Below are 25,516 nucleotides of genomic sequence, written 5' to 3' on the forward strand. Positions count from 1 at the left end.
ATAGATATTTTTGAGAAACTGAGAATATGAGCGCAAATCCACTTCGGCGTGCAATCATTGGTTTATTGGCTGGCGCGCCTGTCGTCGGTCTATTTGCTTGCGGCTATCGGATGCGCGGCATGATGGATTTGCCTTTCACAGCAATTGCGATTACCGGAAATCCATCGCCACCGTTGCGAAGAGATCGACAAACTTCGATTTTGCAAGGGACCGATGTCAATGTTGCTATTAATCCCAAAGATGCTGATCTTATTTTGGAGATCACCAATGAAATTACTGGTCGTGAGATTCTGGCTTATAACGCAGCAGGTCAAGCGTCTGCCTACCGCCTAAACATTTGCGTGGGTTTTCGAGCATACGATCTTTCCGGGGCTGAAATTGTTCCAGATAGCGAAATTTACATGACACGTGATATAGACTTTTCGAATACCACCGCGTTGGCAACAGACGTTCAGCAACAGCAATTTTTGTCATTGATGCGCAAAGATTTGACTGTGCAGATTTTGCGTCGCGTATCTGCTGCTGCAAAAGCACCGCGAAGCAAGTCGTTTTAAAGCACAACCAGAAAGATACATAGGCAGAGACCCGCATGGTTAAAGTTGACGCCTTGCTAACCCATCTAAAATCCTTGGGCTCAGGAGGCGTAATGCTTCCGCTTTATGTATTTACTGGGGATGAGCCGCTCCTCATGATGGAGGCTATGGATCAATTGCGCTTAGCCGCCAAGAAGCTGGGCTTCACTGAGCGTGAGGTGCTGCTACAAGAGCGTGGTTTTGACTGGAGTGCTCTGCTAAGTGCGGGTCAAACCATGTCCCTGTTTGGTGATAAGCGTTGGGTGGAGTTACGTATTCCAACAGGTAAGCCTGGTCGCGACGGCGCTGATGCTTTAAAACAATTTGCAAATCAGATTGAATCACAGACTAACTCTTCGGATGGTCCAGATGCCGTAGTGTGTATTGTGCTTCCTCGCTTGGATGGTAAGACAAAATCATCTGCTTGGTTTAGTGCTTTAGATGCTGTTGGTATGGCCATTCAGATTGATTCGATTGATCGCAGTCATTTGCCAAGATGGATTGCGACTCGCTTGAAGGCTCAACATCAAGAGGTTGAATCTGGAAGCGAAGGTCAGCGAGCGTTGGAATTTATTGCGGATCAGATAGAGGGAAATCTGATTGCTGCACATCAAGAAATTTTGAAATTGGGCCTGTTATATCCCCAAGGAGTATTAACAGAAAAGCAGATACGGTCTTCCATCCTGAAAGTGGCCCGCTATAACGTCTTTGAATTGACGGAAGCGATGTTGGCGGGTGATTTGTCTCGGTTAAATCGAATGTTGGATGGCTTAAAGGGAGAGGGTGAGCCATTGGTGCTAATTCTGTGGAGCGTGACTGAGGAGCTTAGGCTGCTATCTAAACTCAAGGTGGCTAATGATGCGGGAGGATCGGTGCAACAACTTATGCGTGCAAATCGCATTTGGGGCAACAAAGAGCGTCTGTACCCAATGGCGCTGAGACGGGTTCAGCCGCTGAAGTTGCGTCGCGCAATGCAAGTTGCTGCAGGCCTCGATCGTCAAGTGAAGGGGTTGGCTGCGGCGGATTTGCCAGCCGACCCTTGGGATGGTTTACGTTTGGTTGGAAATTTATTGCGGTAACCTAAGAATTCAGAAGTAAAAGAGATAACGTTAATGAGTACAGAAATTCAAGCATTGATGCAAAACATTGGCCAGCGAGCTCGCAGTGCTTCGCGTGCTATGGCACGTGCATCGAGCGAGCAAAAGAATCAGGCCTTACTTCACATTGCAAAACTCGTTCGACAAAAAGCGAGCGAAATTGAAAAAGTCAATGCCGTTGATGTTGAGCGAGCTAGAGCAAATGGCCAAGATGCCGCTTTTGTAGATCGCTTGACAATGACACCAAAGACTATTGAAACCATGGCGCTCGGTTTAGAGCAAATTGTTTCATTAGAGGATCCTATTGGAAAAATCAGCGCATTGAAAAGGCAGGCTTCGGGCATTGAGATTGGCCAGATGCGTGTTCCATTGGGGGTGATTGGCATCATTTATGAATCTCGTCCAAATGTGACCATTGATGCCGCCGCATTGTGCTTAAAGTCCGGGAATGCAGTGATATTGCGTGGTGGCTCGGAGGCGATTGATTCCAACACCTTGTTGGCTCAAATTATTCAAGAAGGGCTTAGCGCGGCAGGGTTGCCCAAGGATGCAGTACAGGTAGTGACCACGACCGATCGAAGCGCTGTCGGTGAAATGATCACGATGACGCAATATATTGATGTAATCGTTCCTCGTGGCGGTAAGGGTCTCATAGCGCGTTTAATGGCTGAAGCGCGCGTACCCATGATTAAGCATTTAGATGGTATTTGCCATACTTATATTGATGCAGATGCGGATATCGCGATGGCCATTAAGGTGTGCGATAACGCCAAGACGCAACGTTATGCCCCATGCAATGCCATGGAGACGCTTTTAGTCAATCAGAAGATTGCATCTAAAGTATTGCCAGATCTTTGCAAAATTTATCAAGACAAAGGAGTAGAGTTACGGGTTGATTCTTCGACACGATCAACCCTAGAGTCTGCAGGTTTTCAGAATTTGGTTGATGCCACTGAAGAAGATTGGCAAACCGAATATTTGGCGCCTATTCTGTCAATTAAAACTGTGGCTGACATGGATAAAGCCATGAATCATATTGAGCGTTACGGTAGTAAACATACGGATGCCATCATTACTAATAACAAAACACAGGCTGACCGGTTCTTGCGTGAGGTTGATAGTGCGAGTGTTATGGTCAATGCCAGCACTCGCTTTGCCGACGGCTTTGAGTATGGCTTGGGTGCTGAGATTGGTATCTCGAATGACAAACTCCACGCGCGTGGTCCAGTCGGTTTGGATGGATTAACGTCGTTGAAATATGTGGTCATGGGTCATGGCGAAATTCGGACTTAAGATCCTTTGCGAATAACATTGATTAACCTGAAATAGACTATGACAAACGCTTACCTTTGGGTGAAAACCTTGCACATTGTGTTGGTGACCTCTTGGTTTGCTGGATTGTTTTATTTGCCTAGGATTTATGTGAACCTGGCGGATGAGAAAAATCCCGAAGCATATGCGCGCCTCCTCGGGATGGCGGATCGGCTGTTTCGCTTTATGACCATTCTGGCTGTGCCCGCCGTTCTTCTTGGTCTCACCCTTTGGGTAGTTTTTGGTATCGGCATGGGTGATACCTGGATGCATGCGAAATTATGGTTTGTTGTTTTGGTGATTGGCCATCACCACGCCTGTTATAGCTTATTAAAAAAATTTCGTGCGGGTATGAATACCAAGAGTGGAGTTTGGTATCGCTGGTTTAATGAGGTGCCAGTCATATTGCTGTTTGTAATCGTGGCTCTAGTGATTTTTAAGCCTTAAATACCCGCTTCTCATTTTTATTTTTTCACCATTTAATTTAAGACTGTTAGCCCTATGCGATTTTTTGTAGTTTGCCCTGGCGGCCTAGAAGTGCCGTTGGCTCAGGAGCTTGCAGAAATTGCGCATCGCCCAGATTCCAGGGCACTGGGTAAGTGGGTGATCGATCCAACACCAACGAGCCCCACAGGCGGTATTGGATTGGCAGCTCCCCTGTCGGCCGCTATGGCTTTGAATCTACATTCCAGAATTGCCAGTCGCGTGTTGTTGCAAATGGCGCAGTCACCCTATCGGCAGGAAGAGGATTTATATAAGCTGGCTAGCGGTTTAGCCTGGGAGGATTGGTTTACCTCTAAGCAAACATTGCGAGTCGATGTTACCGCGCACCGCTCACCTCTTAAGAGTCTAAATTTTGCAACCCTCAAAATTAAGGATGCGATTGTTGATCGATTGCGTGATGTCACTGGCGATAGACCTAGCATCGATACGACTTTCCCAGATGTTCGCGTGCAGGCGCATTTAACGGCCACCCACATCACGATATATCTTGATACTTCAGGAGAGGCTCTCTTTAAACGGGGTTGGCGCGATGAAAAGGGTGATGCGCCTTTGAGGGAAAATTTAGCCGCTGGTATTCTGTTGATTACAGGCTGGAAGCCAGGGCAGACTTTGTTTGATCCCATGTGCGGTAGTGGAACCTTTTTGATTGAGGCTGCACAAATGGCTCTAGTTATTCCTCCTGGCGCTATTCGGGCGGGAATATATGGTGATGGAGCCAAGCCCAGTAGATTGGCATACCGTCCACTTGTCACTTCAGCACAGGGTTTCGGATTTCAAAGACTAAAACCATTCAATGAGGTTGCTGAGCAGAAACGCTGGAGCGCTTTAAAAGAATCAGCATTGAATGAAGTGCTTGAGCGACGCAAGTTGTATCCGAATACTGAATCTCTGGAAATTAGTGGCGGCGACATTAATGAAGAACTGGTTTCCATGTTTAAGGGAAATTGGCAGAGGGCTCAATTACCAGACCAACCGGTTGCACGCCAAATTGATGCTATGGCAAGCAAACCACCGGTAAATAGCAAGAACGGTGTGATGTTACTCAACCCACCTTACGGTGAGCGTTTGGTAATTAAGGGCGGTCGCGGGCAAGATCGGAATTCTCGTGATGAAGGTTTCAAATCTGAAGGCGCTGAAAATCGTTTTGAACTTAATCTTGAAACTGGTCGTCAAAGCGCCAAACGTTCTAGCCGCGAATCCCTAAAAAAGCTGCAGGCGCAAGAAGAGCAAGATCCCAAGTTTGTAGAGTTCTTGCGCCAATTTGGTCAGCATCTAAAAGAAACCTTTGGTGGTTGGAATGTATTTGTACTGACTGCAGATATGGCATTACCAGGCCAATTGCGCATCAAAGAGTCAAAACGTACCCCATTATTTAATGGACCACTAGAGTGTCGTTTATTTAAGCTTGAGATGCATCAAAAGCGCCCATCAGTCAATCATTCAAATGATGAGCTAAATGACTAATGCGCTTTAAAATAGAAAAAATGGAACGGAGATCAATGTAATGGAATTTAAAACATACATGTGTTTAATTTGCGGTTGGGTGTACGACGAGGCTGCAGGACTTCCGGATGAAGGCATTGCGCCAGGCACCTTATGGAAAGATGTGCCGATGAACTGGACCTGTCCAGAGTGCGGTGCTCGTAAGGACGATTTTGAGATGATGGCGATTCAATAGCAAGAGAGTTTGCTATTGAATCGCATCAAACGAACGAGGTAAAAGTGAGTCAAAACGACGTTTTATTTGAGCGTGCGCAAAGAACAATTCCTGGGGGGGTAAACTCCCCCGTGCGCGCTTTTCGTCAAGTGGGCGGCACACCGCGTTTTGTCACAAAAGCTCAAGGCCCTTATTTCTGGGATGCCGACAACAAACGCTACATTGACTTAATTATGTCTTGGGGCCCAATGATTGTTGGTCATGCAAACCCGGAAGTTGTCGAGGCTGTACAAAAGGCTGCTGCAACAAGTTTCAGTTATGGCGCACCTACCGCTGGAGAGATCGAATTAGCGGAGCGTATTTGCGCTCTGATGCCCAGTATTGAGCAAGTGCGAATGGTCTCCAGTGGTACGGAAGCCACGATGAGCGCTCTGCGTCTGGCCCGCGGTTATACTGGCCGTGATGTCATTATTAAATTTGAAGGCTGCTATCACGGCCATGCGGATAGCCTGCTAGTCAAAGCCGGATCAGGTCTTTTAACGTTTGCAGATTCAACTCAAAATGCACCATCTTCTGGTGGCGTTCCGCAGGATTTTGTAAAACATACACTCGTTTTGCCTTATAACGATGTGCAGGCGATTGAGGATGTATTCAAAAAGCAAGGCAATCAAATTGCTGGGATTATTCTGGAGCCGATAGCTGGCAATATGAACCTCATTCAGCCATCTAGTGATTTTTTGAAATCCATTCGTAATCTCACGACCCAATATGGCAGTGTTCTCATCTACGACGAGGTGATGACGGGATTTCGGATTGCATTGGGTGGCGCTCAATCATTGCAAGGGGTTACTCCCGACCTAACCTGTCTTGGAAAGGTGATGGGTGGTGGCATGCCGATGGCAGCCTTTGGCGGCAAAAAGGAGATCATGTCCAAGTTGACTCCCTTGGGAAATGTTTATCAAGCAGGTACCCTGTCTGGTAATCCTGTTGCAGTTGCTGCTGGTTTAAAAACTCTAGAGATTATTTCCAGAGAGGGTTTTTATGAGTGTTTGACAAGCCAAACCCAAAAGCTCATGACGGGCTTAAAGAAAATGGCCGATCAAGCCAATATTCCTTTTGCGGTTGATAGTGTTGGCGGTATGTTTGGTTTTTATTTCGCAAAAGACGTACCCACTTCATATGAAGCTGTCACCAAAACCGACATTGATGCGTTTAAAAAGTTTTTTCACTTGATGCTAGATGAGGGCGTATACCTTGCACCATCAGCTTATGAAACGGGATTTACATCCATTGCTCACAATAATGAAGTTATTGCAGCTATTGTTGCTGCGGCTGAAAAAGCTTTTCAGAAACTTAAGTAATGACGACTCTGCATCAGACCCGCAAAGGATGGTCGTATCCAGCTACCTGGATGATTTGAGATTTCTTCATATCTCGGTTTGTTGCGGAAATTTCCATAGCGGTGAGTTTTCCGCCCCATACGCATCCCGTATCAAGACCCACAACATTTTGATCGCGCAGCAGTCCCAGTGTTGACCAGTGACCAAAATAAATCACGGCATCTTGAGTTTTTCGTTTAGGTACCTTGAACCAGGGAATGAATCCTTTGGGACCACTCTCCAAGCCCTCTTTGCTATCAAACTCCATCCTGCCAGTTGGAGTACAAAAGCGCATTCTTGTGAGCGCATTTGTGATCACTCGTAGTCGATCATGTCCTTTAAGGGAGTTACTCCATTTGCTAGGTGTATTGCCATACATGCTGGCTAAAAACGTTTTATAAGACTTGCTACGTAAAACTTTTTCAACCTCATGAGCGCATTCAATAGTTTGCTCTAAATCCCATTGCGGGAGAACGCCAGCGTGTACAGCGAGTACTTTGCCATTACTCAAGGCTAATGGTCTATTTCTAACCCAATGAATCAATTCTTTGCGATCTGGAGCTTTTAGGATCGGTGCTACGGTATCAAGCGGTTTTAATTTACGGATGCCAGCATCAATTGCTAGAAGGTGGAGATCGTGATTGCCCAGAATACATTCCGCACGACCGGATTCCTGTAGGGCCTTGAGTTGGCGCAATGCCCCTAATGAATTTGGGCCTCGATTAACAAGATCTCCCAAAAAAATCATTTTAGATTTTTTTGGGAGTTTCTTTAAAAGGGCTTTGAGCGAAGGTGCGCATCCCTGCACATCTCCGACTGCAAAAATTTTGTTCATACTCTATTTTAAACGCAAGAAATTAATCGACTTTTTTGACAACGCTATAGCGAATTAAAGTCTTCTTGCGAGCCTCGTCATGATCTACTACAGGCAAAGGATAGTCTCGACCCAAAGTAATGCCAGCCGCCTCTAATTCAATATGACCTGCTTTCCAAGGCGCATGAATGGATTTTTTGGAAAGCTTTTCAAGTTGAGGGAGATAGCGGCGAATAAATTTACCCTCAGGATCAAATTTTTCAGATTGGGTAATGGGATTGAAAATCCGAAAGTAGGGTTGCGCATCGCATCCCGAGGAGGAGGCCCACTGCCAGCCTCCATTTTTCGAGGAGAGCTCAAAGTCATTGCGTAAGCGATTGTGCATATAGCCCGTTTGGTTCAGTTGATGCATTGCTGCATCCACTAGAGGGTATCCTGTTTTACCCTCGCACCATGCTTGAAATAATTTCTTAGCAGAGGATCCGCTTTCCCAAACAATATTGTCATAGTCTGGTTTAAACGATGCGCCCTTTGCTAGGCGGGGATGATTCGCCAAAATCATGAAATAAAAATCACGCCATATCAGCTCACTTAGCCAGATTGTGGCCACCATACTGCCTGCAAGCATGCGGCGGTGAGCTTCGCGTACCAAACCCCGAATATATAGCATGCCAAAGCGAAGGTGAGTAGAAAGGTAGCTGACCTTTTATGGCTGGAAAGTCTCTACCGACTTGGCATTGCTGAGCAGCATGCGGTGACCTTTGCGGCAGGTAAGTCTCTATACCGGTTGGGCAAAAACCCATAGACTCTAGCGAAGGAAGCGTTGAATCCAATTTCTTGGGCATTGGGGCGATCTGCCCCGATTGGAGCTTGCATTCATAAGTGACCAAATCTTTTTCTTGTAATGTTTTTAGCCAATTATTTTTATAGGGCGTAAATATCGAAAAGACGGTATTCGAGTTGGTCAGAATTTCTTTTTTCTCAAAAATGACCTGATCTTTAAAGCTCTCAAATTGAATGCCAAGCTTTTCTAGTTGTTTTTTGACATTTTCATCAAGATGAATGGCTGAAGGTTCGTAATCGCGATTAGTAAATATCGTTTGAACACCCAATTCTTTTGCAATTAGCGGAATGCACTCTGTGGGTTTGCCATATTGAACGATAAGACCGCCGCCTAGTTTTCTCAGTTCATCAGCAATCTGCTGGATGCCCTGCCAAATAAAGTCGACTCTTCGATCATGTTTCAGGCCATTGGCATCAAGTTCGCCCCGTATTAAGGGTTCAAGAATCTCGGAGTCAAAAAATAAAGGTTAACCAGACCTGTTTGCTCGCTTTTAGGGCGTGATGAAGGGCCGCATTGTCATAAAGGCGAAGGTCGCGCGAAGCCAAACGAGTGCATTTTGTATGGCCCTAATATTAGGGCTTATTGAGGAAATTTGTTGGAGGGCTCTACATTAAAAGGGTTAAGATCGACGGTAATCATGGATACGATCTTTTTTACTCTCTCGAAGATAGTTCAGTTTTGCATTGAGCCCCTGAATTGGGCGATTGTTTTTGTTTTTCTAGCCCTTCTATTTCTTTCCCTCAGAAAACTACAAATATGTAAGCGGTTTTTACTATTGGCCCTGATTGATTTTTTGATTGTCGGATGGTTGCCGGCCTCAGAGTTTGGGTTGCAAATTCTGGAAGATGCTATTCCTAAAGCATCTTTATCAAGTTACTCTGAGAGTGATATTGGGGGAATCATTATCTTGGGTGGAGCGGTCGAAGGGGGTCAAATTGCTCAAGATCGTGAAGAGGTTTCTATTTACTCATCAGCAGAAAGAGTGACAAAAGCTTTTGAGTTGATTCGTCAGTATCCAAGCCCCCACTTTATTTTTAGTGGGTTTTCTGGGCGCATTAATCCAACAGGCATCTCCGAGGCTGACGCTTTTAAGCAACTCATTGCTGAGCAAGGGTTGACTCAAATGACTGATAAAACAGCTCATTATGAAAAGCAATCCCGAAATACCTATGAGAACGTTTTGTATATGAAGCCCATGATTCAAGAGTACGGACTGAAGAATGAGGCGGGTTCTTTGAAGCCTTGGTTATTGATTACATCAGCAAGCCACATGTATCGATCGATCAAAATTTTCGAAAAGCAAGGAATTTCCGTCATTCCCGTTCCCGTCGATTATCAAACGGCAAACAGTCTTCAGTGGAGAGCATTTGATTTAGAAAATGGCATGCAAAATTGGAATAAGCTAGTGCATGAAGCTATTGGAACATTGGCGTACTGGTCTACTGGAAAAATCTAGATATTCGTTAAAATAGGGAATATGACTAAGGTCAACAAAGCCCCCAAGATTCCGACCCTGGGTCTTTGATCTCTTATTCCGCGAATCATTTGGCTAATCAGTTTTTGATTTCGATGCCAGGGATGGTGGATCCTAATTTTGCCAATTCAGTTATTTATCTGTTTGAGCATAATGAGCGTGGCGCGATGGGTTTGGTAGTTAATAAACCTACCGAAGTTGATCTGGCTACGTTATTCGACAAGATCGAATTTAAGCTCGAGATTGCTCCATTGCTGGAGCAATCTGTGTACTTTGGTGGGCCAGTACAAGTAGAGCGCGGTTTTGTTCTTCACGAGTCTAATCCACAACTCTCTTACAGCTCTTCGCTCATTATTCCGGGTGGATTGACGATGACTACGTCAAAAGACGTCCTTGAGGCAGTTGCTTTGGGGAATGGCCCAAGGAAATTCTTGATGACCTTGGGTTATGCGGGATGGGGTGCTGGCCAACTCGAAGAAGAAATTACCTTAAATGGCTGGATGAATGTACCCCTATCGCGCGAGCAAATGATGGACATTATTTTCAATACACCCTACAGTCGGCGTTACGAAAAGATTATGAGTTACCTTGGGTTTGATTTATCTGCGCTGTCTGGTGAGGCGGGGCACGCTTAGATGACGGATGCGTTCGTTCATATGCCAATTACTGTAATAGCATTTGATTATGGAACTAAGCGTGTAGGTGTAGCGGTTGGAAATTCAGTAACAAAAATAGGGCAAGCGCTCAAGGCAATCGTGGCCCCTAGTAGTGACGCTCTTTTTCGGGAGATTCAGGGCTTGGTAAAGGAGTGGCAACCAAATGTTTTAGTCGTCGGCCGCCCAGTCCATCCTGATGGGGGAGAGCATGAAATGACTGTGAAGGCAACCCGTTTTGGCAATCAATTGCAAGGGCGCCTAAATTTGCCAGTAGCATGGGTCGATGAACGTTATAGCTCAGTAATTTTGGAGGGTAACACCAAGATGCGAGACAATCTAGATGCGCATACTGCCGCCCTCCTATTGGAGCAGTATTTTGCAGAGATGCCACCATCTGAAATCGATTGAATTTGAGTGTTAGAACATTGATGAACGCTGAATTGCTGTATCAAAAATTACTGGATGCCTTGCAGAAAAAAATGCAGCAGGGCTCTTTCGAGCTTGCGGGGTTAGCTATGGGCGGAGCCTGGATTGCTGAACGCTTAGCTAGGGATTTGGGTTTGCCGCATTATGGAATAATTAATGTTGCCTTTCATCGAGATGATTATGCGGAGAAAGGGATGACAGCATTGCGTACCGCCAGCACGATGACAACCCATTTGCCCTATGAAGTAAATGGTGCAAATATTATTTTGGTTGATGATGTTTTATTGACCGGTAGAACAGTACGCGCAGCCTTAAACGAATTATTTGATTTTGGAAGACCGGTGCATGTTGAGCTCATGGTGCTTGCAGATCGTGACAAGCGTGAATTACCCGTTTACGCAAATTTTGTCGGAGAGCATGCGCAAATTCCTGAGAATCAAATTCTCGTTTTAGAGAGGGATGAGCAAGGAAGATTTAGCTTTGTGCTGGAGGATCGAGAATAATGAGTTCCGAAACCAACTCGAGGGCTAATGTGGTGAATCAATTTAATTCTGCTGGCGAGCTTACCCACCTATTGACTCTTGAGGGATTGCCAAAAGAGCATATTCTTCACATTTTAGATACCGCTAAGCAATTTGTAAGCGTTACGGATCCGGCCAGAGAGGTAAAAAAGGTTCCGCTGCTGCGGGGTAAGAGTGTATTCAATCTCTTTTTTGAAAACTCTACGCGCACTCGAACAACTTTTGAGATTGCAGCAAAACGCTTGTCGGCCGATGTAATCAATCTGGATATTTCGACTTCTTCTACTGCTAAGGGAGAGAGTCTTCTCGATACCATTGATAACTTGGTTGCAATGCAAGCTGATATTTTTGTGGTGCGTCATAGCGTTTCCAAGGCGCTAATTGAAATTGCAAATCACGTACCGGCACGTGTGCACGTTGTTAACGCGGGTGATGGCAGTCATCAGCATCCAACACAAGGTCTGTTGGATATGTATACGATGCGTCACTTTAAACAGAACTTCAAGGGTTTAAAGGTAGCCATTGTTGGCGATATTGTGCACAGTCGTGTAGCTAAATCCAATATTCATGCGTTGACAACGCTAGGGTGTGAGGATATACGGGCTATTGGCCCAGAAAGTTTATTGCCGAGTGATTTGGACTTAATGGGTGTAAAAGTGTTCCATATCATGGAAGAGGGTCTAAAAGATGTCGATGTAGTGATGACATTGCGTATTCAGAAAGAGCGGATGGAAGCTGGACAAGTGCCGGAGGGTGATGCGTTCTTCAGGCAGTATGGCCTGTATGGAAACAGGCTTGCCCTTGCAAAACCAGATGCCATTGTGATGCATCCAGGCCCTATGAACCGTGGGGTGGAAATTGACTCCTTAGTTGCTGATGGGCCGCAGTCAGTGATTCTGAATCAAGTTACTTTTGGCATCGCAGTCCGGATGGCAGTGATGTCAATTGTTGCTGGAAATAATTAAGCTAATGGGAATTTAGTGAAAGTTGAAATTCCAAACGCTATTGAAAAGAAGCGCTGGTTAATTCTTTCGCATGCTTTCAACATGGATGGTCGTGCTGCTAGCCTGACCATTACCGATAAGATTCCCTATTTCCTAGAGTCCGGAATTCAACCAATCGTTTTTAGTGCTATTACTGGTAGTAAAGACGAACGTTTTCCACACCAACAATTCTTGGCATGGGGGCCTGCAGCATTCCGATTTGATTTTCGACATTGGGTTGCCAATAAGTATGGGCGCGGATCTCTTTATAAGGCACTCACTCGAACAGTTTCCATTCTTCTGGCGCCACTCATTGCTATCGAAAAACTGCTTTTAGGTTACTCAAGTCAGTGGTCTTGGTCTTTACCCGCTTTTATTCGAGGTTATTTTCTGATCCGTAGCGGTAAGGTAGATGTCATATATTCAACAGGAAGCGCGTGGTCTGCACATCTGGCGGGAGTATGGTTAAAGCGCGCAACGGGCCTGCCCTTAATTTCCGAGGTGCATGATCCATTGGTGATTCGCAAAAACCCAACTGATCAGGGGTTTGAAAGGCCTAAAAATCGAGATGCTCGTTTTAGGCATTATTTAGAAAGCCAATTGTGCAAATATTCTGATTATGTGTGGTGGTTTACGGGTGGCGCTCTTCATTACGCAAAAGTTCGAAACCCGAATCTCAATACCGCAAATAATGCCGTCGGATTTGTAGTGATGCCAGGAGCAAATCCTCCAGGAGAAGTGCGGGAGGTTTCTCAGCATCAATATGGAGAGCATTTAAATTTATGCCATTTTGGATCGCTAGCGAATGATCGCTCTCTTTCTATAATTCTTAGGGCGGCTACTGAGCTATTTAAAAAATACCCAGAGGCAAGAAAATGTCTTAGAGTTCATGCTTATGGAGCACCATTAGACTCGTTGACTGTAGAAAGCATTCAGAACAACGGGTACTCTGATGTCCTTATTGCACATGGCAGATTAGAAAGGGATTCAGTTACTGGCATGTCTGGTCGAGAGCGTGTAGCTCAAAAAATGCGAGAGGCTGATGTATTAATATTGCTGCACGGCAATGATGAGTGGTGCGCAGAGTACATTCCCTCAAAATTCTATGATTACCTCTGGTCGGGGAGGCCCATTTGGGGCATAACTCACCGTAACCCTCAGCTTGATCAAATGCTTTTGGATCGAAAATCGTATCTCAGTGCCGATGGTTATGAGGAAGAGATTGCAATGGCGCTTGAGAGAATTTGGTTGGACTGGAAGCAGAAAAGATTACTTCAACCGATTTTGCAGCCGATTGGTGTCGATCAAGCTGTTCATAGTATTCTTTCGCATATTACGCAATCAAGGCTTATATCTTGAAAGATATTGTTCTTTACGGTAAGTCATACCGCAAAGATTTTCTGCGTTTAAAACGATTATTGCAATCGATTAATCAATTTAATGTTGATGCCATTCCCTTTTATATTTCTACACCAAATGCAGACAAAGATCTGCTGATCGAGTTGGTTGGTTCTGAGGGGTATTTGTGGGTTTCAGATGAGTCAATTATTCAAGCGAACCCGAGCGCTCCAGCTGGAATTGTAGAAAACAAAACAGGTAGCCTAACACAGCAGATTATTAAATCTGAATTTTGGCGTCTTGGTTTATGTGAGAACTACATTTGCCTAGATTCAGACTGTGTTTTCATAAAAGAATTTTCACGGTCTGATTTTCTATCTTCCGACGGCAATCCCTACACAGTTATTTATCAAAATAAAGAATATTTTCAGCTTGCCGTGGATCGGGGGTTCGCTAAAGCACCTGATCATCTGGTTGCTGAAGGAAATAGAGTTAAAAAATTATTCGAACGTCAGGGGCCCAATTACTATTGCCCATGCCCTCCATTTATTTGGTCAACTAAGGTATGGAAATCTCTTGAAGAATGCTTCATGAAGCCAAGGGGGCTAACTTTTTGGGACGTTTGCACACGGGAGCACCCTGAAACGCTGATCTATTTAGAGGCTTTGCTAAATTTCAAAGCCATTCCCCTGCATCCTATTGAACAGTTATTCCGAGTCTATTACTACGATTGGCACTATTATCTTCTTCGTAGAATTGGTGAATCCCCTGCCAAACTCAAGGCGAATTATCTAGGGGTGATTTATCAATCAAGCTGGGATCTCGGTCTTGACTATGGCGCTAGTCAGAAATCGATCTTCTCTAGATCTTTGAAAAAAATAAAGCGGTGCACGCGCTACATACAAAGTTTTATCTAACTTCATAACGGAAATGATTTGAAATGATTCTGATAACCGGGGGCGCCGGATTCATAGGTGCAAACTTTGTTTTAGATTGGTTCCGTTCTGGTGAGGATGAGGGAATTGTTACTCTAGATAAGTTAACGTATGCAGGCAATTTAGAAAATTTGCGTGACTTACAACATGACCCTAGACATATTTTTGTGCGGGGCGATATTGGGGATAAAGTCTTAGTTGCTAACTTGTTGTCTAAATACCGACCTCGTGCCATTGTGAACTTTGCCGCAGAGAGTCATGTCGATCGTTCCATTCATGGGCCGACTGAGTTTATTCAGACCAATGTTGTTGGCACTTTCAATTTATTAGAGTGTGCGCGCGAATATTGGGGTGGTTTAGGGGATGGTGATAAGGGCCGTTTTCGCTTGCATCATGTCTCCACCGACGAAGTTTATGGATCTCTGGGTTTATCAGACCCAGCCTTCAAGGAGACGAATCCTTACGAGCCAAATAGTCCATATTCAGCTTCAAAGGCAGCTTCAGATCACTTGGTGCGCGCTTGGTTCCACACCTATGGATTCCCTGTGGTCACTACAAATTGCTCGAATAACTACGGCCCTTATCACTTTCCGGAAAAATTAATTCCTTTAGTTATTTTGAATGCGCTAAACAGTAAGCCATTACCAATCTATGGTGACGGACAGCAAATTCGCGATTGGCTTTATGTGGGCGATCACTGTTCTGCGATTCGTGAGGTTTTGGCCAATGGGCGTCTTGGGGAAACCTACAATATTGGCGGCTGGAATGAGAAGACCAATATAGAGGCGGTAAAAACCATATGCTCTGTTTTGGATAAATTGCGTCCCCGAGATGACCGTAAATCATATGCAGATCAAATTACATTTGTTAAAGATCGGCCAGGTCACGACCGACGCTACGCAATCGATGCAAGTAAGGTTGAACAAGAGTTGGGCTGGAGACCTGCAGAAACCTTTGATACCGGAATTCGGAAAACGATTCAGTGGTACCTAGATAACTCAGATTGGGTTAAAGGAGTAGTGACAGGCGCATATCGCGAATGGCTTGAAAAGCAATATCAAAAACAATAAATAACGCATGAATATCCTTGTTTTTGGGAAAGATGGTCAATTGGGGGGAGCTTTGCAAAAGCAATTGCTCCAACCAAGCATGCAACACAATCACCTTAGTTTTGTCGGGCGCTCTGAATGTGATCTAGGTAATTTGGATCAATTGACATACACATTAAATGCACATAAGCCTGATCTCATCATCAATGCTGCCGCCTACACTGCAGTAGACAAGGCTGAAGTCGAGCCTGATCTCGCGTTTTCAATTAATGCAGTTGCACCAAGCATCATGGCTAACTATGCAGTTCAGCATCGCTGTGCGTTACTCCATTTTTCTACGGATTATATTTTTGATGGATCCAAGCAGGGCACCTATACCGAAAATGATGTGGTGAATCCATTGGGTATCTATGGAAAGTCAAAGCAGGCTGGGGAGGACGCCATAGTGACCGTTTTTGCCCAACATTCAACCGCCCAATATGCAATTTTTCGAACAAGCTGGGTTTATGGTGACGGTGGAAATTTTATTCGAACGATTTTGCGATTAGCAAAAGAGCGCCCAGCGCTAAAAGTGATTGATGATCAGTTTGGAGTCCCGACCAATGCGGAGTGGTTGGCTGATGTTGCCATGCACTTCGTTTTAGATCGCGACCATGTCAGGCCATTTAATTCTGGCATTTACCATGCAGCTCCTGTTGGTGAAACGAGCTGGTATGGTTTAGCTTGTTTGGCAGCTCAAGTGGCGTTGGAAAGTGGGCAACAACTTCAAATGTTGCCTGCCGAGATCACTCCGATTCCCGCATCTGAGTATCCATTACCAGCACCAAGACCCATGAATTCCCGTTTGTCTAGAGATAAGCTACAAATGGAGTTGGAACGTTTGGCTATTGTGTCAAAATTACCCCATTGGAACACTCCATGGAGTGATCAGGTTGCAGCTTATGTCAAGAAATTATCCGAGCAATAGTTTCTTGACTTCTTATTTTGGACTAGCATAAAAAATGCCAAAGAGTGTTACTAATAACCGCAAGGGAATTATCTTGGCTGGCGGGACCGGCACCCGCTTGTACCCAGTCACGCAAGCGGTGTCGAAGCAATTAATGCCTGTATATGACAAGCCGATGGTGTATTACCCTCTGACAACCTTGATGTTGGCAGGAATTCGTGACATCTTGTTAATTTCAACCCCACATGACACGCCACGATTTACTGAGTTGCTTGGAGATGGCTCTCAATGGGGGTTAAACATTGAGTATTGCGTACAACCATCTCCTGATGGACTTGCACAAGCCTTTATCTTGGGGAAGTCATTTATCGGCAACAATCCCAGCGCACTGGTATTAGGAGACAATATTTTCTATGGGCATGAATTAGTTACTAATCTTGAAAGTGCTAATCAACGCGAAATGGGGGCGACCGTTTTTGCTTACCATGTAACCGATCCTAAACGCTATGGAGTGGTTGAGTTTGATAAAAATCATCAGGCGAGTTCTATTGAAGAAAAACCAGCTCAACCCAAAAGTAATTATGCGGTCACCGGACTCTATTTTTATGACAATCAAGTATATGACATTGCGGCCTCAATTAAGCCCAGTGCACGGGGCGAGTTGGAGATAACCGATGTCAATCGAGTCTATCTTGAAAAAAATCAACTCAGCGTGGAGATCATGGGTCGTGGGTTCGCGTGGTTAGATACGGGGACTCACGACTCTTTGCTCGATGCAGCGGGTTTTATTGCGACTCTCCAAAAACGCCAGGGGCTGATGGTTGCTTGTCCTGAAGAGATTGCATTTCGCCAGGATTGGATTAGTGCTGAGAAGGTAGCAAAAATGGCGTCCCAGCTTAGCAAAAATAGTTATGGTCAATATTTAAACAAAATCTTGAATGAAATAAATGAAGGCAAATAGTTTGATTGAATATTGCCATAAAAAGTTATCTGATGAGTGAATTGAAGGCGCATCCTAAAATTTCAGCGACAACTACTACCATAGAGGGCATTTTAGTACTTGAGCCAAAAGTATTTGGGGATGAGCGCGGTTGGTTCATGGAGTCATTTAATAACCAGGATTTTTTTCATGCAACTGGCCTTAAAGTTGAATTTGTGCAAGACAACCATTCTTTTTCTCGTCAAGCAACGCTCCGCGGTATGCATTACCAGCTTGAAAAAACGCAGGGTAAGTTGGTGCGAGTTATTTCGGGGGCGGTTTTTGATGTGTCTGTAGACCTGCGAAAAAGCACCTCCACTTTTGGAAAATGGTTTGGGATCGAGCTAACTGCAGATAATCGTAAGCAACTGTGGATTCCACCGGGTTTAGCCCATGGTTTCCTGGTGCTCTCACCAACCGCTGAATTTTTGTATAAAACGACCGATTATTACGACCCCCAAAGCGAAGTTTGTTTGGTATGGAATGACCCTACGGTCGCAATCCAATGGCCTTTATCAAGCGGCGCCATCCCGAATCTGAATGTGAGAGACTCGGCAGGCCTTTCTTGGATAAATGCCCCCAAGTTTTAATGACTATTTCAACCAATTCCTCAAAAATATTGTTAGTGAAATTGTCTTCTTTGGGAGACGTTCTCCATAATTTGCCAATAGTTTGGGATATTCGCAAGCGTTTTCCAAATGCACAGATTGATTGGGTTGTTGAAGAGGGATATGTTCACTTATTAACCCCATTGCTTACTAATCGTGACTTTAGGGGGATTGACCGAATCATTCCCTTTGGTCTGAGGCGTTGGAAGAAATCGATATTGAAACGGAAAGCCTGGCGCGAATTTTTTGCATTTAAGAAAGACCTTCAGCGCGTTGAATACAATATCATCATTGAGACCCAGGGACTATTAAAGTCCGCGATAGTTTGCGCGCTTGCTAAAAAAACCTCTAACGCAGTTGTGGCAGGGCTTGCAAATGCTACTCAATATTCTGGGTATGAGCCGCTAGCTCGAATGTTTTATAGCCAATCTGTTCGAGTGCCTTCGCAGTGCCATGCAGTGGACCGTTCTCGGTATATCGCTTGTTCGGCTTTGGATTTGCCATTAATTGGACGAGCCGAAAGGGTCGATTTTTACTCTCCTACGGGCATCCATCAAGTTGGTGCTCATGAGGCATTTGGTCTGAAAAGTCCGTATGTGATTTTTTTTCACTCTACTGCTAGAGAGGCTAAGCGTTGGGCGCAATCGAACTGGATTACGCTTGGACAAGAGATTGCAAAACTCGGTTATCAAATTGTTTTGCCATGGGGAAGCGACTCCGAGAAACTCATTAGCCAAAAACTTGCTTTGCACATTCCCGGATCGATTGTTCCTCAGGCGTTTTCAATTGAAGAGGCTTTTTCTATTATTGAGAGAGCAGCCCTAGTCGTTGGTGTAGACACTGGGCTCGCTCACCTTGCGGCCGTATTGGAGGTTCCCACTGTGGAAATTTATTGCGACTCACCAAAATGGAAAACAGAAGGCTATTGGTCGGAAAAAATTCGCAATGTGGGTGATATAAATCAACCGCCACCGATGAATGAAGTTTTAGCCACTTCTTTAGAGCTTATTAGCGGAGTAAAGAATTAATAGCAATCAGATCTTCGTCTGTAAGTGCTGCAACATGAGCCTTTAGTTTGATCACGTTCAATATTGTGCTGTAGTGAGCCCGCTGTAACTGTGATCTAGTGGTGATGAGGGTGTCTAACGCAATTAGGACATCGATATTGATTAAGGTGCCAACCTGAAACCCTAGCTTGCTAGACTCCAGTGCAGAACTTGATAACGTTCGGCTGCCTCATAGGCTTTGTCACTAGCGAGACCACCATAGAATCCTGTAAAAGCCGCCCGAGTATTTTGGGCAGCAGTTCGGCGAGCGTTATCGTAATTTGCTCTAGCTGTATCGACTAGCGCGGCATTTTGACGAATCACGGAACTGCTAAATCCTCCCAAAACTAATGGGATAGTCATCTGCAATGCAACAGTGTTTTTATATACGTTGGTATTAGCAGGGGTGTAGCTATTCGACGTGCCGTTAGATGTGTTGTAACCAGCCGTTCCAACAAAGTTCACTGTTGGATAATTTAATGCTTGAGCGGCGCGAATACATTAAAGTTTGCCGCTTCTGCTTGATTGATCCAGTCCTCTAGGGTCTGACCAGGAGGCAGCTGTGGATTGACGCTATCGGCAATCGGATTACCTTTGGCATCTTTATTTTTTGAGCGTGGATCCTTAAGGACCCCATCAATCTTTGCCTCTTTTACCAGGGGCCTTAAGGGGCCAACAGGGCGTCCAACAAGCTGCTCCAAGACGCCCGTTTGACAATCAGGTCAGCTTGAGCAGCTATCTCCTGAGGGTTTGCTAAGTCCAGTGCTGCCTGCGCAGTGTTGACATCAACGATTGTGGCCAATCCAGCATCAAATTTTGCCTGTGCCGCCTCTAATTGCTGTTTGATTAACCCTTTTTTATTGTTGTACAAGGCAACATTATCTTGACTCGTTAAAGCATCAAAATAGGCTTGTGACACTCGAATAATTAAGTCTTATTGCGCTGAATAGAAGCGCATGTCGGCAATCTTCGTGTTTAAGTCACCTTGTTTAAAAGCTTCAAGCGCACTGAGATTAAAAACTGGTTGGGTTAATGTGACCGTATAACTCTTTTGATCGAAAACCCTGGAATTTCCTGGTCCGGTTGCAACCACGGTAGTTCCAGCACCGTGCTGATAGTAACGGGTTCCAGTTGGCGTTGCATTAGCTTGTGGCAAGAGTAGGGATAGGCCTTGCCAATACAGCTCTTTACTTGCTTGGTAATTAAATCTTGCCGCGTTTAGCACGGGATCACTAAATGCTGCCTCTTGGTAGAGCTGGATTAAATCAGCCAACTTTCTCTGTTGTTCGGCGGCACTGGGAATAACAGAGGATGGTGCAAATGCATTGGGTAAAGCGGTTTTGCTTGGTCGTGGTGCAATCTGTGGTGGCTGATCTAAGCCGATCTGGTGTTGGTAGAGCTGGTCTTGGTGCCGCATTTGGGCTTTGGGCAAACGCAGGCGATGTAAAAAGATTTAGGCTGAGAGCTTGGCTCAGGATCATGCCAAAAATGGCCGATCTAGAAAGGCGAAAGCGGGCTGGTCTCATTACGTTCATATACTTTTTTGGGTGCATGAAGTTTAGGGCTAAATGCGTTTTTGTGGGTATTTGCATCCCATTTTGCCAAATATGCTGGAGATGCCTTCTAACCCTATAAAATCTCTGGATGGATCTTATCTTGCTTCTAAAAGCGGTTATTTTGGGTGTTGTTGAAGGCCTGACAGAGTTTTTGCCTATCTCCAGCACTGGTCATCTGATTTTGGTTGGGGATTTGCTGGATTTTAATGATGAGCGTGGCAAGGCCTTTGAGGTCATTATCCAGTTCGGCGCCATCTTGGCTGTTTGCTGGGAATTTCGTGAAAAGCTGTTAAAGGTTGCCTCTTCAGTTGTCAGTAGTGCGAGTTCCCGACGTTTCATTTTGAATCTGTTGATTGCTTCGGCGCCCGCTATGGGGCTAGGGTTTATTTTTGGTAAACACATCAAAGCGGTTTTATTTTCACCTATCCCCGTTGCTAGTGCTTTTATTGTGGGAGCGTTGATTATTTTTTGGGTCGAGCAGCGTCAAGAAACTGCGGGCTCTGTAAATGGCCATATCCACTCCGTGGATGATCTATCGTACCTGGATGCATTAAAGGTGGGCATTGCTCAATGCGCCGCTTTAATTCCTGGAACATCGCGCTCAGGAGCCACCATTATTGGGGGGATGATGTTTGGGTTGCCCAGAGCGGTCGCCACGGAGTTTTCATTTTTTCTTGCGATTCCCGTTATTGGTGGGGCAACCGCTTATGAGTTGCTCAAGCTTTGGAAGAATCCAGTAGCCATCTCCGGAGACTATAGTATTGCGATTGCCATAGGGTTTATTGCGGCATTTATTTCGGCCTTTGTCTGCGTACGCTGGCTGATTCACTATGTTGCACATCACAATTTCATTCCATTTGCCTGGTATCGCATTGTGTTCGGGCTATTGGTTTTGATCACTTCCTATAGCGGTTTGATCGCTTGGTCGCATTAATCAATTATCAAGTAGAGGGATCCTATGGATGTATCAATCGATGCGATTGCCAATAATATTCAACTCGCCTTAGCGCCAGTTTTTCTATTGACAGCGGTGGCAACATTATTAAATGCCATTTCTATTCGGCTAGCTCGGAATGTTGACAGAATGCGTGCAATACAAAATGCACTTTACTCTGGTGACCCAAAAGAAGATAAAACAATCAGACATATGCAACAAGAGGCCAATGAATTTAAGACTCGGGGCCGCCTTTGTACTATCGCCATATTTTTTGACGTACTCAGCGGGATATTGATTTCGCTAACGGTCCTCGAACTCTTTTTCTTCCAAGCGGGCGCAGTCCGATCGTTGCAAACAACATACGTCATTTGGACCTTCGTATTTGGTCTGTTATCCTTCATGACGTCCTTATCCGTTGTTTTGGCTGAAGTGGTATTTGCATACCGATCTGCTGGCTGGAATTTCCCAAAACAGTATTGAGTTTTATAGAGCTTTAGTCTGAAATGACTATGAACAAAATCCTCATCACCGGTGGCGCAGGTTTTCTGGGCTCTCATCTCACAGAAAAATTACTAAAAGAGGGTAATGACGTTTTGGTGGTGGATAACTACTTCACCGGCTCTAAAGCAAACTTGGCCCATTTACTACCTAATCCGCGTTTAGAGCTCATGCGTCACGATGTGACCTTTCCACTCTATGTAGAAACCAACCAGATCTATAACTTAGCCTGTCCAGCATCCCCAGTGCATTATCAATATGACCCGGTGCAAACCACGAAGACCAGTGTGCATGGTGCGATCAATATGCTGGGGCTTGCAAAAGAACCCGAGCACGTATCTTGCAAGCATCTACTAGCGAGGTCTATGGCGATCCTGAAGTACATCCTCAGCTAGAAGGGTATTGGGGTAAGGTTAATCCGATTGGGATTCGCTCTTGCTACGACGAAGGCAAACGCTGTGCCGAAACCCTTTTCTTTGACTACCACCGTCAACACAATCTCGATATCAAAGTTGTGCGTATTTTTAATACCTATGGCCCACGCATGCACCCTAATAATGGGCGCGTGGTCAGCAACTTCATTGTTCAGGCATTGCAAGGCAAAGACACCACGATTTATGGCGATGGTCAGCAAACGCGAAACTTTTGCTATGTGGATGATTTGATTGAGCGATGGTCAAAATGATGAACTCTGAGCAGGGCTTTACTGGACCCGTCAATATTGGCAATCCCGGTGAGTTCACTATGCGCCAATTGGCGGAAACCGTGCCCAGGCTCTCCGGCAGTAACTCCAAGATCGTGCACCAGCCTTTGCCGTCCGATGATCCAAAACAGCGTCAGCCCAATATTGAGTTGGCTAAGGCCAAGCTTGGTTGGGAGCCTAAAGTCAATCTCGAGGATGGTCTGAAAGAGACGATTGCTTACTTTAAAAAAGTTGTAGCGTAAGTTGAGTCAAGGCGTTGTAGAAAAGACTGGCCAACATTTTGAGCGTATCCGTTCGTTTGTATTGCGTGCTGGGCGGACTACAGCTGGGCAGCAACGAGCGCTTGATGAGCTTGGTCCACACTTTTTGATACCGTTTCAGGAGGGGCAGCTCGATTTAGTTGGCGCTTTCGCGGGATCAACTCGGCCGAAGATCTTGGAGATTGGTTTTGGCATGGGCGAGACGACCGCCACAATTGCCGCCTTACGAAATCAAGACGACTTTTTAGCAATTGAAGTGCATTTGCCGGGCGTTGGCGCATTGCTAAAGCGAATTGGGGGAGGCAAACTTTCAAACATACGTTTGATTCGCCATGATGCTGTTGAAGTCTTAGAAAAAATGATTGCCCCAGAATCTCTGGATGGAATTCATATTTACTTTGCAGACCCATGGCATAAACGACGCCATCACAAACGTCGCTTAATTCAAGGGGCTTTTGCCAAACTACTCGCCTCCCGTTTGAAATCTGGCGGATATTTACATCTTGCAACGGATTGGCATAACTATGCCGAGCAAATACTTTTGGTATTGAATGCTGAGAGTAGTCTTCAAAATACATCAACGCAACTGATACCGCTAGAGACCTATGCCGCCGATGATGTAGTGGATCTACGAGCGGTTGGAAAAGAGATGGATGAATTTAAGCCCACAGCCGAGCAATTGGCTAAGCAGCATTTAGGTTATGTGGAGCGACCAAGCTATCGTCCAGTAACCAAGTTTGAGAATCGCGGTCTCAAGCTAGGTCACGGCGTTTGGGATCTTCTTTATAAAAAGAAGTAAGTAGTAGTTTTGGGCTATGGTCTATAGACCAACGCAGACATATTTCATCTCAAGGTATTCATCCATTCCATAGACGCTACCCTCACGACCAAGACGAGAGTGCGCCACTGACTGCGGCATCAATATCAGCATCGTCAAAGACGATGAACGGGGCATGACCACCCAGTTCCAGGGCTAATTTCTTAATGGTTGGGGCGCATTGTGCCATTAAGTTGCGACCAACCTCAGTAGATCCAATGAACGAGAGGTGACGAACGGTGGGCGAAGCGCAAAGTACCTTACCAATTTCAATGGAGCGGTTGGCGTCCGGTGATGATATTGATCACACCATCTGGAATTCCTGCACGTTTTGCAAGTTCTGCCAAAGCTAGGGTAGATAGCGGCGTCAGTTCTGCTGGCTTGATGCCAATAGTGCAGCCAGCCGCTAGCGCTCGAGCAATTTTGCGGGTAATCATGGCAATTGGAAAGTTCCAAGGCGTAATCGCTACGCAAACACCAATCGGTTGCTTGAGAACCATCAAGCGTTTATCGCTCCAAGTGGTTGTTAGAGCCGAGCCTGCAATCCGCTTGCCTCTTCTGCAAACCACTCTACAAAAGAAGCGCCATAAACCACCTCTCCTGCAGCCTCAGGAAAGGGTTTGCCTTGCTCGAGCGTCATGAGCGTAGCAAGATCTTGAGTATTTTGAATAATGAGATCAAACCACTTGCGCATGATTTGCGCGCGGTATTTTCCGAGTTTATTGCGCCATGTTGGCAATGCTGCTTCGGCTGCATTGATGGCTGCATTGATGGCTGCAGTAGCATCAGCAATCGCAAGATTTCTAACCGATGCTATCAGCTCATCTGTGGCTGGATTGGTAACCGCAAACGTTTCTGAAGATCGAATCCATTCTCCATTAACAAAAGCCTCCTCTTTGAACAAGCTAGGATCTTTTAAAAGACTGCGAATATCAATTTTTCATGATGAGCTATTCCAATTCGAGAGGGCGCATATCGTAGAACAATTTTATCTCCATCAGGAATAGCCCCCCTCTTAGGAAAAAAGCCCTATAAGGCAATTCTTATAGGGCTCTATGGTCGAGGCTAGGAAATGAAATTAGCCGGCCTGCGTTTCAGCGGCGCGCAATGTTTGCGCTAATAGGTCTAGCACGCCGTTGACATACTTGTGACCATCGGTTCCCCCAAAGGTTTTGGCGAGTTCAACAGCCTCATTGATGGCTACTTTATAGGGAACGGATATGTCTGCGGCTAATTCGTAGGTGCCAATCAGAAGGGCGGCATGCTCTACTGGTGAGAGTTCATTAATGGGTCGATCAAGTGCAGGGGTAATAAGCGCCTCTAATTCGTCAGCGCGCTCGAGGACGCCCTGAAAAATACTGTTGAATAAATCCAGTTGGCAGCGTTTAAAGGCCGGATCTTCGGATAATTGCCTGGCAATCGCTGCGCTGCTAGGTAAACTTCCTGCGCGACGCACTACCAAGCTTTGATATACCCCTTGGAGCGCGTATTTGCGTGCACGACGACGCGGTGTTAATGAGCGCTTTGGTGCGGTAGATTTAGCCTCATCGCCATCAGGGGCAGCGGATCCAATGAAAGAATTTAGAGTAGAAGTAGATTTAGCCAT

General features: G+C 45.3%; 28 protein-coding genes and 3 pseudogenes. 23 read left to right on the forward strand and 8 right to left on the reverse strand.

From position 1 onward, the window contains the following. Positions 1-26 precede the first annotated feature (26 nt). The 7 genes from BQ1619_RS00955 to hemL are packed head-to-tail and all read left to right on the forward strand — an operon-like array spanning position 27 to position 6,502. Positions 27-554, forward strand: a complete 528-nt coding sequence (locus BQ1619_RS00955) for an LPS-assembly lipoprotein LptE (protein WP_114661702.1) — start codon at positions 27-29, stop codon at positions 552-554. Positions 555-589: 35 nt separating this feature from the next. Continuing rightward, positions 590-1,651 carry a DNA polymerase III subunit delta gene (holA, locus tag BQ1619_RS00960; RefSeq protein WP_114661704.1) on the forward strand — a complete coding sequence of 354 codons (1,062 nt, stop codon included), beginning with the start codon at positions 590-592 and terminating at the stop codon, positions 1,649-1,651. A 33-nt stretch (positions 1,652-1,684) separates the two neighbouring features. Next, positions 1,685-2,962 carry a glutamate-5-semialdehyde dehydrogenase gene (locus BQ1619_RS00965; protein WP_114661706.1) on the forward strand — a complete coding sequence of 426 codons (1,278 nt, stop codon included), beginning with the start codon at positions 1,685-1,687 and terminating at the stop codon, positions 2,960-2,962. A gap of 39 nt (positions 2,963-3,001) precedes the next feature. After that, positions 3,002-3,427 (forward strand): CopD family protein, encoded by a 426-nt coding sequence (locus tag BQ1619_RS00970; protein ID WP_114661708.1) that lies wholly within the window; start codon positions 3,002-3,004, stop codon positions 3,425-3,427. A 54-nt stretch (positions 3,428-3,481) separates the two neighbouring features. Next, complete coding sequence (locus BQ1619_RS00975; protein WP_114661710.1) at positions 3,482-4,948, forward strand: THUMP domain-containing class I SAM-dependent RNA methyltransferase; 1,467 nt, start codon at positions 3,482-3,484, stop codon at positions 4,946-4,948. 40 nt (positions 4,949-4,988) lie between these two features. Next, the gene (locus BQ1619_RS00980; protein ID WP_114661712.1) at positions 4,989-5,162 is read left to right on the forward strand and encodes a rubredoxin; all 174 of its coding nucleotides are present in this window, start codon (positions 4,989-4,991) and stop codon (positions 5,160-5,162) included. A gap of 44 nt (positions 5,163-5,206) precedes the next feature. Further along, positions 5,207-6,502, forward strand: a complete 1,296-nt coding sequence (gene hemL, locus BQ1619_RS00985; RefSeq protein WP_114661714.1) for a glutamate-1-semialdehyde 2,1-aminomutase — start codon at positions 5,207-5,209, stop codon at positions 6,500-6,502. 13 nt (positions 6,503-6,515) lie between these two features. Here hemL and BQ1619_RS00990 read toward each other — a convergent pair whose 3' ends face one another. Both BQ1619_RS00990 and BQ1619_RS10135 read right to left on the reverse strand, forming a co-directional pair. Further along, positions 6,516-7,355: a symmetrical bis(5'-nucleosyl)-tetraphosphatase gene (locus BQ1619_RS00990; RefSeq protein WP_114661716.1), complete on the reverse strand. Its 840-nt coding sequence runs from the start codon at positions 7,353-7,355 to the stop codon at positions 6,516-6,518. A 22-nt stretch (positions 7,356-7,377) separates the two neighbouring features. Further along, positions 7,378-8,723: pseudogene (locus tag BQ1619_RS10135) on the reverse strand (cryptochrome/photolyase family protein). Between the two features lie 230 nt (positions 8,724-8,953). Here BQ1619_RS10135 and BQ1619_RS01000 point away from each other — a divergent pair. The 12 genes from BQ1619_RS01000 (at position 8,954) to waaC (ending at position 19,121) form a co-directional block, all read left to right on the forward strand. After that, positions 8,954-9,634, forward strand: a complete 681-nt coding sequence (locus tag BQ1619_RS01000; RefSeq protein ID WP_231968400.1) for a YdcF family protein — start codon at positions 8,954-8,956, stop codon at positions 9,632-9,634. 113 nt (positions 9,635-9,747) lie between these two features. Continuing rightward, positions 9,748-10,287: a YqgE/AlgH family protein gene (locus tag BQ1619_RS01005; protein WP_231968618.1), complete on the forward strand. Its 540-nt coding sequence runs from the start codon at positions 9,748-9,750 to the stop codon at positions 10,285-10,287. Beyond that, positions 10,288-10,716 carry a Holliday junction resolvase RuvX gene (gene ruvX, locus BQ1619_RS01010; RefSeq protein ID WP_231968402.1) on the forward strand — a complete coding sequence of 143 codons (429 nt, stop codon included), beginning with the start codon at positions 10,288-10,290 and terminating at the stop codon, positions 10,714-10,716. A gap of 20 nt (positions 10,717-10,736) precedes the next feature. Next, entirely contained in the window at positions 10,737-11,237 is a 501-nt protein-coding gene (gene pyrR, locus BQ1619_RS01015; RefSeq protein ID WP_114663461.1) for a bifunctional pyr operon transcriptional regulator/uracil phosphoribosyltransferase PyrR, read from the forward strand. After that, on the forward strand, positions 11,237-12,220 hold the full coding sequence (locus tag BQ1619_RS01020) for an aspartate carbamoyltransferase catalytic subunit (RefSeq protein ID WP_114661721.1): 984 nt from the start codon (positions 11,237-11,239) through the stop codon (positions 12,218-12,220). Before pyrR ends, BQ1619_RS01020 begins: the two co-directional genes overlap by 1 nt. A 15-nt stretch (positions 12,221-12,235) precedes the next feature. Next, positions 12,236-13,597 carry a glycosyltransferase family protein gene (locus tag BQ1619_RS01025; RefSeq protein ID WP_231968404.1) on the forward strand — a complete coding sequence of 454 codons (1,362 nt, stop codon included), beginning with the start codon at positions 12,236-12,238 and terminating at the stop codon, positions 13,595-13,597. Then, on the forward strand, positions 13,594-14,493 hold the full coding sequence (locus BQ1619_RS01030; protein ID WP_114661722.1) for a DUF6492 family protein: 900 nt from the start codon (positions 13,594-13,596) through the stop codon (positions 14,491-14,493). Before BQ1619_RS01025 ends, BQ1619_RS01030 begins: the two co-directional genes overlap by 4 nt. 23 nt (positions 14,494-14,516) lie before the next feature. After that, on the forward strand, positions 14,517-15,581 hold the full coding sequence (rfbB, locus tag BQ1619_RS01035) for a dTDP-glucose 4,6-dehydratase (RefSeq protein ID WP_114661723.1): 1,065 nt from the start codon (positions 14,517-14,519) through the stop codon (positions 15,579-15,581). Between the two features lie 7 nt (positions 15,582-15,588). Beyond that, positions 15,589-16,527 (forward strand): dTDP-4-dehydrorhamnose reductase, encoded by a 939-nt coding sequence (gene rfbD / locus BQ1619_RS01040; protein WP_114661724.1) that lies wholly within the window; start codon positions 15,589-15,591, stop codon positions 16,525-16,527. 34 nt (positions 16,528-16,561) lie between these two features. Beyond that, the gene (gene rfbA, locus BQ1619_RS01045; RefSeq protein WP_114661725.1) at positions 16,562-17,467 is read left to right on the forward strand and encodes a glucose-1-phosphate thymidylyltransferase RfbA; all 906 of its coding nucleotides are present in this window, start codon (positions 16,562-16,564) and stop codon (positions 17,465-17,467) included. A 32-nt stretch (positions 17,468-17,499) separates the two neighbouring features. Continuing rightward, positions 17,500-18,075: a dTDP-4-dehydrorhamnose 3,5-epimerase gene (gene rfbC, locus BQ1619_RS01050; protein WP_114661726.1), complete on the forward strand. Its 576-nt coding sequence runs from the start codon at positions 17,500-17,502 to the stop codon at positions 18,073-18,075. After that, positions 18,075-19,121: a lipopolysaccharide heptosyltransferase I gene (gene waaC / locus BQ1619_RS01055; RefSeq protein WP_114661728.1), complete on the forward strand. Its 1,047-nt coding sequence runs from the start codon at positions 18,075-18,077 to the stop codon at positions 19,119-19,121. The genes rfbC and waaC overlap by 1 nt, the downstream gene beginning before the upstream one ends. A 162-nt stretch (positions 19,122-19,283) precedes the next feature. Here the strand turns inward: waaC and BQ1619_RS08865 are convergent, their stop codons facing one another. From BQ1619_RS08865 to BQ1619_RS08880, 4 genes are read right to left on the reverse strand one after another with little or no spacing between them, the layout of a single operon-like run. Beyond that, the gene (locus tag BQ1619_RS08865) at positions 19,284-19,604 is read right to left on the reverse strand and encodes a TolC family protein (RefSeq protein ID WP_197711803.1); all 321 of its coding nucleotides are present in this window, start codon (positions 19,602-19,604) and stop codon (positions 19,284-19,286) included. An 11-nt stretch (positions 19,605-19,615) separates the two neighbouring features. Next, positions 19,616-19,840 (reverse strand): hypothetical protein, encoded by a 225-nt coding sequence (locus BQ1619_RS08870; protein ID WP_197711804.1) that lies wholly within the window; start codon positions 19,838-19,840, stop codon positions 19,616-19,618. After that, the gene (locus BQ1619_RS08875; protein WP_197711805.1) at positions 19,804-20,058 is read right to left on the reverse strand and encodes a TolC family protein; all 255 of its coding nucleotides are present in this window, start codon (positions 20,056-20,058) and stop codon (positions 19,804-19,806) included. The genes BQ1619_RS08870 and BQ1619_RS08875 overlap by 37 nt, the downstream gene beginning before the upstream one ends. A 15-nt stretch (positions 20,059-20,073) precedes the next feature. Beyond that, positions 20,074-20,556: a TolC family protein gene (locus BQ1619_RS08880; RefSeq protein WP_197711806.1), complete on the reverse strand. Its 483-nt coding sequence runs from the start codon at positions 20,554-20,556 to the stop codon at positions 20,074-20,076. A 227-nt stretch (positions 20,557-20,783) separates the two neighbouring features. On the opposite strand from BQ1619_RS08880, the gene BQ1619_RS01065 reads away from it, so the two are divergent. From BQ1619_RS01065 to trmB, 4 genes and pseudogenes are all read left to right on the forward strand, one after another. After that, a complete protein-coding gene (locus BQ1619_RS01065; RefSeq protein WP_114661730.1) occupies positions 20,784-21,629 on the forward strand; it encodes an undecaprenyl-diphosphate phosphatase in 846 nt (281 codons plus the stop codon). 24 nt (positions 21,630-21,653) lie between these two features. Next, entirely contained in the window at positions 21,654-22,112 is a 459-nt protein-coding gene (locus tag BQ1619_RS01070; RefSeq protein WP_114661732.1) for a DUF2721 domain-containing protein, read from the forward strand. 23 nt (positions 22,113-22,135) lie between these two features. Continuing rightward, positions 22,136-23,075, forward strand: a pseudogene (locus BQ1619_RS01075) (UDP-glucuronic acid decarboxylase family protein). A 1-nt stretch (position 23,076) separates the two neighbouring features. Beyond that, positions 23,077-23,892 carry a tRNA (guanosine(46)-N7)-methyltransferase TrmB gene (trmB, locus tag BQ1619_RS01080; protein ID WP_114661734.1) on the forward strand — a complete coding sequence of 272 codons (816 nt, stop codon included), beginning with the start codon at positions 23,077-23,079 and terminating at the stop codon, positions 23,890-23,892. A gap of 91 nt (positions 23,893-23,983) precedes the next feature. On the opposite strand, the pseudogene BQ1619_RS10140 reads toward trmB, so the two are convergent. Then, positions 23,984-24,847, reverse strand: a pseudogene (locus BQ1619_RS10140) (aldehyde dehydrogenase family protein); the annotation flags it as partial. 141 nt (positions 24,848-24,988) lie between these two features. After that, positions 24,989-25,516, reverse strand: coding sequence for a transcription antitermination factor NusB (gene nusB, locus BQ1619_RS01090; protein ID WP_114661736.1), 528 nt, complete (start codon positions 25,514-25,516; stop codon positions 24,989-24,991).

It is taken from the genome of Polynucleobacter necessarius (genome assembly GCF_900095195.1).
Lineage (GTDB): Bacteria > Pseudomonadota > Gammaproteobacteria > Burkholderiales > Burkholderiaceae > Polynucleobacter > Polynucleobacter necessarius_G.

Coding starts and splice junctions, on each gene's coding strand:
- BQ1619_RS00980 (WP_114661712.1), top strand. CDS start 4,989: ATGGAATTTAAAACATACATGTGTTTAATTTGCGGTTGGGTGTACGAC.
- rfbA (WP_114661725.1), top strand. CDS start 16,562: ATGCCAAAGAGTGTTACTAATAACCGCAAGGGAATTATCTTGGCTGGC.
- rfbB (WP_114661723.1), top strand. CDS start 14,517: ATGATTCTGATAACCGGGGGCGCCGGATTCATAGGTGCAAACTTTGTT.
- BQ1619_RS08880 (WP_197711806.1), bottom strand. CDS start 20,556: ATGCGGCACCAAGACCAGCTCTACCAACACCAGATCGGCTTAGATCAG.
- nusB (WP_114661736.1), bottom strand. CDS start 25,516: ATGGCTAAATCTACTTCTACTCTAAATTCTTTCATTGGATCCGCTGCC.
- BQ1619_RS01065 (WP_114661730.1), top strand. CDS start 20,784: ATGGATCTTATCTTGCTTCTAAAAGCGGTTATTTTGGGTGTTGTTGAA.
- BQ1619_RS01070 (WP_114661732.1), top strand. CDS start 21,654: ATGGATGTATCAATCGATGCGATTGCCAATAATATTCAACTCGCCTTA.
- pyrR (WP_114663461.1), top strand. CDS start 10,737: ATGAACGCTGAATTGCTGTATCAAAAATTACTGGATGCCTTGCAGAAA.
- ruvX (WP_231968402.1), top strand. CDS start 10,288: ATGACGGATGCGTTCGTTCATATGCCAATTACTGTAATAGCATTTGAT.
- rfbC (WP_114661726.1), top strand. CDS start 17,500: ATGAGTGAATTGAAGGCGCATCCTAAAATTTCAGCGACAACTACTACC.
- BQ1619_RS00975 (WP_114661710.1), top strand. CDS start 3,482: ATGCGATTTTTTGTAGTTTGCCCTGGCGGCCTAGAAGTGCCGTTGGCT.
- BQ1619_RS01005 (WP_231968618.1), top strand. CDS start 9,748: ATGCCAGGGATGGTGGATCCTAATTTTGCCAATTCAGTTATTTATCTG.
- waaC (WP_114661728.1), top strand. CDS start 18,075: ATGACTATTTCAACCAATTCCTCAAAAATATTGTTAGTGAAATTGTCT.
- BQ1619_RS00965 (WP_114661706.1), top strand. CDS start 1,685: ATGAGTACAGAAATTCAAGCATTGATGCAAAACATTGGCCAGCGAGCT.
- holA (WP_114661704.1), top strand. CDS start 590: ATGGTTAAAGTTGACGCCTTGCTAACCCATCTAAAATCCTTGGGCTCA.
- BQ1619_RS00955 (WP_114661702.1), top strand. CDS start 27: ATGAGCGCAAATCCACTTCGGCGTGCAATCATTGGTTTATTGGCTGGC.
- BQ1619_RS00970 (WP_114661708.1), top strand. CDS start 3,002: ATGACAAACGCTTACCTTTGGGTGAAAACCTTGCACATTGTGTTGGTG.
- BQ1619_RS00990 (WP_114661716.1), bottom strand. CDS start 7,355: ATGAACAAAATTTTTGCAGTCGGAGATGTGCAGGGATGCGCACCTTCG.
- BQ1619_RS01020 (WP_114661721.1), top strand. CDS start 11,237: ATGAGTTCCGAAACCAACTCGAGGGCTAATGTGGTGAATCAATTTAAT.
- rfbD (WP_114661724.1), top strand. CDS start 15,589: ATGAATATCCTTGTTTTTGGGAAAGATGGTCAATTGGGGGGAGCTTTG.